Source organism: Sphingobacterium sp. GQ94 (genome assembly GCF_059758715.1).
Map to the genome: position 1 here is coordinate 72,552 of NZ_JCAXEC010000017.1, position 7,464 is coordinate 80,015.

Genomic DNA, 7,464 nt, shown 5'->3' on the forward strand with positions numbered 1-7,464 from the left:
CAAATTTAACAGCTAAAGCTAAAGCAAAGGAGCCAAAAGTCGACATAAGGAATCTATGGCTCTTTTCCAGACCTTTCTTTTTTTCCAATCCTTAAGTGTTACCGAGATACTGTCTTGACGGTCTTTTTCGAATTGATCTTCCATGCTTTTACAGAAATCGCGATTTGAGATCACAGCTGCGACCTCATAATTAATATAGAAACTTCTAGAATCTAGGTTTACAGTTCCGACATAGGCAATCTTTCCATCTATAATGGAAGTTTTAGCGTGTAAGAATCCTTTTTCATATAGATATACCTTAACCCCTCTTTCTAAAAGAGGTTTCAAAAAAGAAAAGGAAGCGTGATGTACGATCTTTGAATCACCCACCGCAGGTATCATCAGTTCTACCTCAACTCCAGCTGCTGCAGCCGACTTAAGGGCCGTGGATAACTCTTCAGTGGGTATAAAATATGGAGAACAGAGTTTAATACTGGTATTTGCCTCTCCAATACTAATTAACAAAGCTTCCATATTAAATGGTCCTATAGATCCTGGATCGCTTGAAGCTAATGCAACCGAACATAATTGATCAGTTACTAACGAAGAATTATTAATATAACCATCTTCAAGATTAAAAGGTTCTCCATCAGTTTGATTCCATGAATTCCAAAAACTGATTTGAAACATTACAGCGGCGGTACCTTCAATTTTAACAGAAGTGTCACGCCAGTAAATTTTATTGTTTTTCGAATTAATGTAATGATCAGCAATGTTAATTCCTCCGATGTAACTCGTAAATCCATCGATTATCGCTATTTTACGGTGGTTACGATAATTACCATTTGCCAATGAGGTGAAAGTTACGGGCAAAAAAGGTTGAAATTCAATTTGGCTATCCTTCTTCTTCCGCATATACCGAACGAGCGCTGGAGAACCAAAACTGTCCACAATTAACCTCACTTTAACCCCTTGATTAGCTTTAGTTTCCAACAAATTTAAGACTTGCATCCCTATGTTATCCACTTCAAAAATATAGTATTCCAAATGAATCGAATGCTTAGCCGTTGATATTGACTCTAAAAACAATGGAAATTTTCGTTCTCCATTTATTAATAAGGTAACATGATTATTTAGTGTTGGTGTGGATATTTTCTCGTTTTTCAAGTATACATATACCCTAGAGAGGTTTCCAATTTTGTTATAAATATTACGGATTGATAATGAAATTAATGGTTCAAGTCGTTCAAACTCCTTTTTTATTCTAATAGTTTGTATTTGATTGATTCGTTTTAATTTTTTGATTTTGACAAATTTTTGTCCAAAAAGATAATATAATATTAATCCTACAAATGGCAGAAATATTATGATCAAAACCCAAGAAATAGTTTTAGTAGGATTTCTGTTCTCAATTAGTATTGTAATTATTACACCTATATAAACGATAAGCATGGGAATCCATCTCCATTCTATTAGAAAATTCAAGGTTGGAGTCAAAAATTTTATTATATCGTTTATTTGCATATAATTCTCAAAATCAGTACAATTTCAGCCAAAAAGCGATTAATTAACAACTTGATACTACAAGGTAAAAAAGAAAATCGATTCTTAGAAAATAATTAAGTTAGCCCATTAATTTTTACATGTAATTTATTAATTGATCAACATTTTGTTGTACATGAATAATCAAAATCAGACCAGATTATTTGTGCTAAATATAAAAACAGAGATTTCAATTCCAGTTCGCCATGCCAAAAATTCATTGCTTAATATTTATTCTTGATAAGAATATGTTATAACCTTATTTAATAAAAATGAAATAATCAATTCTCCAAAATGGATTACCAAAAAACGCTAGGTATAAAAAAATTCAAAAGTATTAAATAAAAAATGCGGGAAACATACCTTGTTTCCCACATTAAATAAAACTATACTTTAATTATATTAATCTAACTATTTTCTAAAATAGTTTTCATTGAAATTATCTTATAAACGTAAGAAGCAGTTTCAGAATTCAGTTTAAGATCATAATAATTATCTTTTTTCTGCCTTCTTAATGAGGAGCGTAAGCGGCTTCCACCGATATTGTACGCTGCGGCAGCTAATGTCCAGTCACCAAATTCTAAGTACAATGACTTTAGATATTTTGCTGCTGCATGGGTTGACTTTATTAAATCTAACCGGTCATCTACACTTGAATTAACGCGCAATCCGTATAACCTAGCTGTTGATGGCATAAACTGCCAATAACCGCCGGCTCCTTTATGAGATGTAGTTTGGGGGTTAAGTGAGCTTTCAACTATTGCAATATATTTGAAATCTTCAGGAACTCCATAGCTTTTCAAAATTTTAGCAATTCGAGGGAGAAGAATATCTGCCTTTTTATGAATGTGATGAGATGATCTCTTCAAGTAGGCAAATTTACTTAGATATTTATCAATTTTTTGCTTTACACCTGTCTGATCAAATGGAATAGTATCATTTGCGAAAGAAATCTGATTATAAAACTCGCTCTCAGTATTCTTCTTTGATACTGCCAACGCATTTTCAACATTGGCTTTCATCGAATTGTTTAACGCCTTTCTAAAAGGGTCGGACAACTCTGGTTGGGGGTTTGAGTATAATTTTGACAACAACATAACTGTCAAAACTACACTACTACATAATACTCTTTTTCTAATCATTAAATCCCTTACTGCTACTCTTTTTACGAACTAAACATGGCAAAAAAAGTGGCTTGGTAAAAAACACGGCACAAAGATAACAACTATTACCTTACAGACCAAAGAGTTACACAAAACAAGAAAATGCTTACCGTATAAAATTGAATAAAAACAGTCGATAACGATTTTAAACCAATAATATCCCAGAATAGACCTAAGTAAATTCTTTGTAACAAATGTCCTCCATGTTAATTCCTAAAGGTGTATTTACTTAAGATAGAAGAACGCATTTTTTAGGAAAGGATAATATTGGGATTAAAATCTTATACGATCAAAATCATTTTAAATAATTAATGTATATAGTATTATTAATTTAAAATATTAAGACATTTCATTACTCACAAGTTTAGACAATATCGGTTCGAAACTTGGTCTAACCTACTGTTATAGGTAATAATACGATGTAATATCTAAAAGATAGATTCTTAGGATATTTTAAAAAAAATTGTTTACCTTTGTGATTCAATTTTTTTGAAAAAAACTATGCCATTTAGCAGCAACAGGAACAGTCGTGAAGACAACTCCAAAAGAAAAAGAAGCAACCCTGAAAGCTTCAGAGATAATAAAAGGGGAGATGATAAACGTCCTTCTTTTAATCCAGCAAAAGATCAAGATCGTAAATTCCACAAGTCTGACAAACCTGATAGAGATTCTAAATTCGGAAAAACCGATAGAGATTCTAAATTCGGAAGACCTGATAGAGATTCTAAGTTCGGAAAAACCGATAGAGATTCTAAACTCGGAAAAACTGATAGAGATTCTAAGTTCGGAAGACCTGATAGAGATTCTAAATTCGGAAAAACCGATAGAGATTCTAAATTCGGAAAAACTGATAGAGATTCTAAATTCGGAAGACCTGATAGAGATTCTAAATTCGGAAAAACTGATAGAGATTCTAAATTCGAAAGACCTGATAGAGATTCTAAATTCGGAAGACCTGATAGAGATTCTAAATTCGGAAAAACTGATAGAGATTCTAAATTCGGAAAAACTGATAGAGATTCTAAATTCGGAAGACCCGATAGAGATTCTAAATTCGGAAAAACCGATAGAGATTCTAAATTCGGAAAAACTGATAGAGATTCTAAATTTGGAAAAACCGATAGAGATTCTAAATTCGGAAGACCTGATAGAGATTCTAAATTTGGAAAAACCGATAGAGATTCTAAATTCGAAAGACCTGGTTATGAAAAAAACCAGACTTTTAAGGTAAAAGGTGAATCAGCAAATGATTTTTCAAAAGAAAGGAGATCTGAAGGGGGATATGAATCCAAATTCAAAAAACCATATACTGAAAAAAGACAAAAGGAAAATAAAGTAGATGATGGACTGATTCGTTTAAATCGTTATATAGCAAATTCTGGAATTTGTTCTCGTCGTAAAGCTGATGAACTTATTGAGGCGGGAGTTGTTACAGTCAACGGAGAAGCTGTCACTGAACTTGGAACTAAAGTTGACCCAGCAAAAGATGAAATTAGGTACAATAATGAACGTCTAAAACGTGAAAAAATGGTTTATGTCTTATTAAATAAACCAAAAGATTATATCACAACTACGGACGATCCACAGGAACGGAAAACAGTTATGCACTTGGTGGCCAACGCTACGAAAGAGAGGATATATCCTGTCGGAAGACTAGATAGAAATACTACTGGATTATTATTATTAACTAATGATGGAAATTTAGCAGAGAAATTATCGCATCCAAGAAACAATGTCAGCAAAATATATCAGGTGGAATTGAATAAGAACCTTACTCAAGGAGATTTCAACAAAATTAGTTTTGGTATAGATTTGGAGGATGGTCATATAAAACCTGATGATGTGAGTTATGTAATGGGCGCTTCTAAACGTGAAATTGGAATTCAAATACATAGTGGAAAAAACAGAGTTGTTAGACGTATTTTTGAATCCTTAGGCTATGACGTAATTAAACTTGATAGAGTTGTTTACTCGTGCTTAACTAAAAAAGATTTACCTCGAGGGCGATGGAGATACCTTGAAGAAAAAGAAATTATTCAATTAAAACATTTAATTAAATAAATATAAAAGGTGTCATATAGACTGCCTCCAAAAGTTTAGGCAAATTTAGTTATAGATTTGTATTGTAATGAGCCCGATATTCTAACGGGCTCATTTCGTTTAAACTGAGTTCTATCCTTTTGTTGTTATAATATTCTATTATGTCTTTTTTAAGTTGATTACTTGACTCATATTTCTTATGGGTAACACAGTTCTGTTTTTAGAATTCCGAAAAAGTTTTTAATTAGGCAACTGCCTTTTCTGGGCATGTTCTGTATAATCCCGTTTTGTCGCAGTTTTTTTTGTATTATAATATTTGATACCGCTATCTTAGGGCGGAACGTAGAATGAGTCCCTAAGAGTCAGTTTCAAGTATCCTATGGCCTTATCAAGCATCTCCATTATCCCGCAAAAGTTTGGTCGATCCCTTAAATTATAACTAACGATCTCCTGATTGAACAGATCGATGGTCGGCGAAAGATATAATTTTTTGTTCTTTACCCAGAATTCGGTAACATCAGTAGACCATTTCTTTGGTTTGTTGGGTAATCTGAGATTCTTTTCTATGGGTGGCCGGCCTTTAACTTGGTCGCCCATTAAAACCATGTGTTTCAACCCGCTTCTGCCATGTAACGATAGTAGAAGAGCTCGTAAGATTAAGGCATAGCATGGGCCTGCATCTAAGATATATTTTCTTTTTGAATTGTTTGCAGCACAGCGATTTTAAAGGAATGTGAATAAATGGCGTTATCTCCACGAGCCTATAAGCCTTCGATGCCAAACGCCTCGAATTGATTTTGTCAACGCCTAACCATACTATGCGATAAAGAAAATTCCTTTGTAATGGTTTTTGTTGAACCCTGATCCTGAACAATCCGCGCGGCAATACTAAGTTTGAATTCCAAACTATGTTTTTTGTTTTTTCTTCTAAAAATACTCCAGAAAGTGCCTAACTTTTTGGGTGTATTGCATTAGACACCTTTTATATTTGGGCTTACTTTAGTATTTTTAACAAAATTTACGAATATTATGACAGATCCAAAGTGCTTGACATTAGTCGCAGAATTCCACAAAACATTTCAGCATCCAATTTTAGAGGAACCAACAATTCCTTCCGAGAATCGTTGCAAATTAAGAGTTTCCTTGATTGCAGAAGAATTAAATGAGTTACAAGAGGCGATTGATAATAAAGATCTAATTGAAATTGCGGATGCATTAAGTGATATTCAATATGTTCTATCTGGAGCTATATTGGAATTTGGATTCAAAGATAAGTTCAATGATTTATTCAATGAAGTACAACGCTCTAATATGAGTAAAGCTTGTAATAATGAAGAAGAAGCTCAAGCTACTCAAGAACACTATCGCTCTAAAGGTGTGGAGTCCTATTATAAGAAAATAGATGGGAAGTATTTGGTATTCAGAGAAGGGGATGATAAAACATTAAAATCAATCTATTATTCACCTGCAGATTTAAAGTCAATCATAGAAAAATAAGTCTTTTTAGAATAATAAAATATTAATTTGAAAATTCTTTCCTTAATTTCTAATAATAATTTCAAAATCTAACTGTCTTAAAAGTTAACGAATCCTCGAAAATCATTGACCAATTTTATTTTTCGAGGATTCATTAACTAATAAGGGCAAACTTTTATGATATTTATAGCATAATTATTTTATCAGTATAAGCCGATCCTTGCCTTACACCTCTTTGTTCCAATCCTTTATCAATTTTTGTTTGAATTGCAGATTTTGGAAATCCCCAATTCGGAGCAATTAATAACTCTTTATCGGCAATTCCAAAAATACGTTGGATAATGATGTCAGGCCTCAATAACGGAAGAAATTTTGCCAAGAAATCTGTGTATTCTTCGATCGTAAATAAATGGAATGGATCCTTTTTATATTTTGCACCCATTATTGATCCCTCTACGATATGTAAGTGATGCAATTTAATAAATCTAATTTGAGTATGTTTATTTATTTCATCAGCATATTTTAACATCATCTCTTGAGTTTCCCAGGGGAAACCAAATATAGTATGAACACAAAGTTCTAAAGGCGAATTTTCTAACATTTTCATTGTTGATAAGAATTCGCTATGTGAACAACCTCTATTTATCAGTTCTAATGTTTCATCATAAATAGATTCCATACCCATTTCAAGATCAACATCAAATCTATCTGTATAACTTTCCAATAAAGCTATTTTTTCTGAATCTATGCAATCCGGTCGAGTACCAACGGAAAGTCCTATCGTATCTTCTGGACAAATGCTTAGTGCTTCATCATACAATGATTTCAAAAAATGGGGTGGCGCATATGTATTCGTATTTGGTTGAAAATATATTATAAATTTCTCAGCTGCATAACTCTTTTTTGCACGTTGAATACCATTTTCAACTTGTTCACGAATTGAAGGAATTCTTCTAGCTGTATCTGGTGTAAAGGAATCTACATTACAATATGTACAACCTCCATAACCCTTACTTCCATCTCTATTAGGACAAGTGAAATTACCGTCAACAATAACTTTAAATACCCGTTGACCATTATATTTTTCCCTTAAATAAGCCCCATAATAATTGTAAGGCTTAATCCCATTGTCTATTTGTGTACCCATTTTCACAAAGATAACTATTCGACGTTATATATGGGATGTAGAGATAAAATATCTTTATTACTCCACCATTCGACCATCGAATTTGCATTGCTGAAATATTAGATCTAGGATTACAAG

At 32.7% G+C, this 7,464-nt stretch carries 6 protein-coding genes and 1 pseudogene; 2 read left to right on the top strand and 5 right to left on the bottom strand.

All coding sequences use genetic code 11. The features are described from left to right. Positions 1–18: 18 nt before the first annotated feature. Positions 19–1,503 carry a cardiolipin synthase gene (cls, locus tag AC6CHH_RS14090; RefSeq protein WP_498283961.1) on the bottom strand — a complete coding sequence of 495 codons (1,485 nt, stop codon included), beginning with the start codon at positions 1,501–1,503 and terminating at the stop codon, positions 19–21. Positions 1,504–1,928: 425 nt separating this feature from the next. Beyond that, positions 1,929–2,543 carry a lytic transglycosylase domain-containing protein gene (locus AC6CHH_RS14095; protein ID WP_498283963.1) on the bottom strand — a complete coding sequence of 205 codons (615 nt, stop codon included), beginning with the start codon at positions 2,541–2,543 and terminating at the stop codon, positions 1,929–1,931. A gap of 642 nt (positions 2,544–3,185) precedes the next feature. Between AC6CHH_RS14095 and AC6CHH_RS14100 the strand changes: the two genes are divergently transcribed. Continuing rightward, positions 3,186–4,745 carry a pseudouridine synthase gene (locus AC6CHH_RS14100; RefSeq protein WP_498283965.1) on the top strand — a complete coding sequence of 520 codons (1,560 nt, stop codon included), beginning with the start codon at positions 3,186–3,188 and terminating at the stop codon, positions 4,743–4,745. A 49-nt stretch (positions 4,746–4,794) separates the two neighbouring features. Here AC6CHH_RS14100 and AC6CHH_RS14105 read toward each other — a convergent pair. Continuing rightward, positions 4,795–4,932 (bottom strand): annotated as a pseudogene (locus AC6CHH_RS14105) (IS3 family transposase); the annotation flags it as partial. A gap of 122 nt (positions 4,933–5,054) precedes the next feature. Beyond that, positions 5,055–5,330, bottom strand: coding sequence for a DDE-type integrase/transposase/recombinase (locus AC6CHH_RS14110; protein ID WP_498283970.1), 276 nt, complete (start codon positions 5,328–5,330; stop codon positions 5,055–5,057). Positions 5,331–5,753: 423 nt separating this feature from the next. Here AC6CHH_RS14110 and AC6CHH_RS14115 point away from each other — a divergent pair, with 423 nt between their 5' ends. Continuing rightward, complete coding sequence (locus AC6CHH_RS14115) at positions 5,754–6,221, top strand: pyrophosphohydrolase domain-containing protein (protein WP_498283966.1); 468 nt, start codon at positions 5,754–5,756, stop codon at positions 6,219–6,221. 163 nt (positions 6,222–6,384) lie between these two features. On the opposite strand, the gene mnmL is transcribed toward AC6CHH_RS14115, so the two are convergent. Next, positions 6,385–7,347, bottom strand: a complete 963-nt coding sequence (gene mnmL, locus AC6CHH_RS14120; protein ID WP_498283968.1) for a tRNA modification radical SAM protein MnmL/YtqA — start codon at positions 7,345–7,347, stop codon at positions 6,385–6,387. Between the last annotated feature and the right edge of the window lie 117 nt (positions 7,348–7,464).

Excerpts from the sequence above, each read along its gene's own strand:
- AC6CHH_RS14110 (WP_498283970.1), bottom strand. The coding sequence starts at position 5,330 with ATGGTTTTAATGGGCGACCAAGTTAAAGGCCGGCCACCCATAGAAAAG.
- AC6CHH_RS14100 (WP_498283965.1), top strand. The coding sequence starts at position 3,186 with ATGCCATTTAGCAGCAACAGGAACAGTCGTGAAGACAACTCCAAAAGA.
- mnmL (WP_498283968.1), bottom strand. The coding sequence starts at position 7,347 with ATGGGTACACAAATAGACAATGGGATTAAGCCTTACAATTATTATGGG.
- AC6CHH_RS14095 (WP_498283963.1), bottom strand. The coding sequence starts at position 2,543 with ATGAAAGCCAATGTTGAAAATGCGTTGGCAGTATCAAAGAAGAATACT.
- cls (WP_498283961.1), bottom strand. The coding sequence starts at position 1,503 with ATGCAAATAAACGATATAATAAAATTTTTGACTCCAACCTTGAATTTT.
- AC6CHH_RS14115 (WP_498283966.1), top strand. The coding sequence starts at position 5,754 with ATGACAGATCCAAAGTGCTTGACATTAGTCGCAGAATTCCACAAAACA.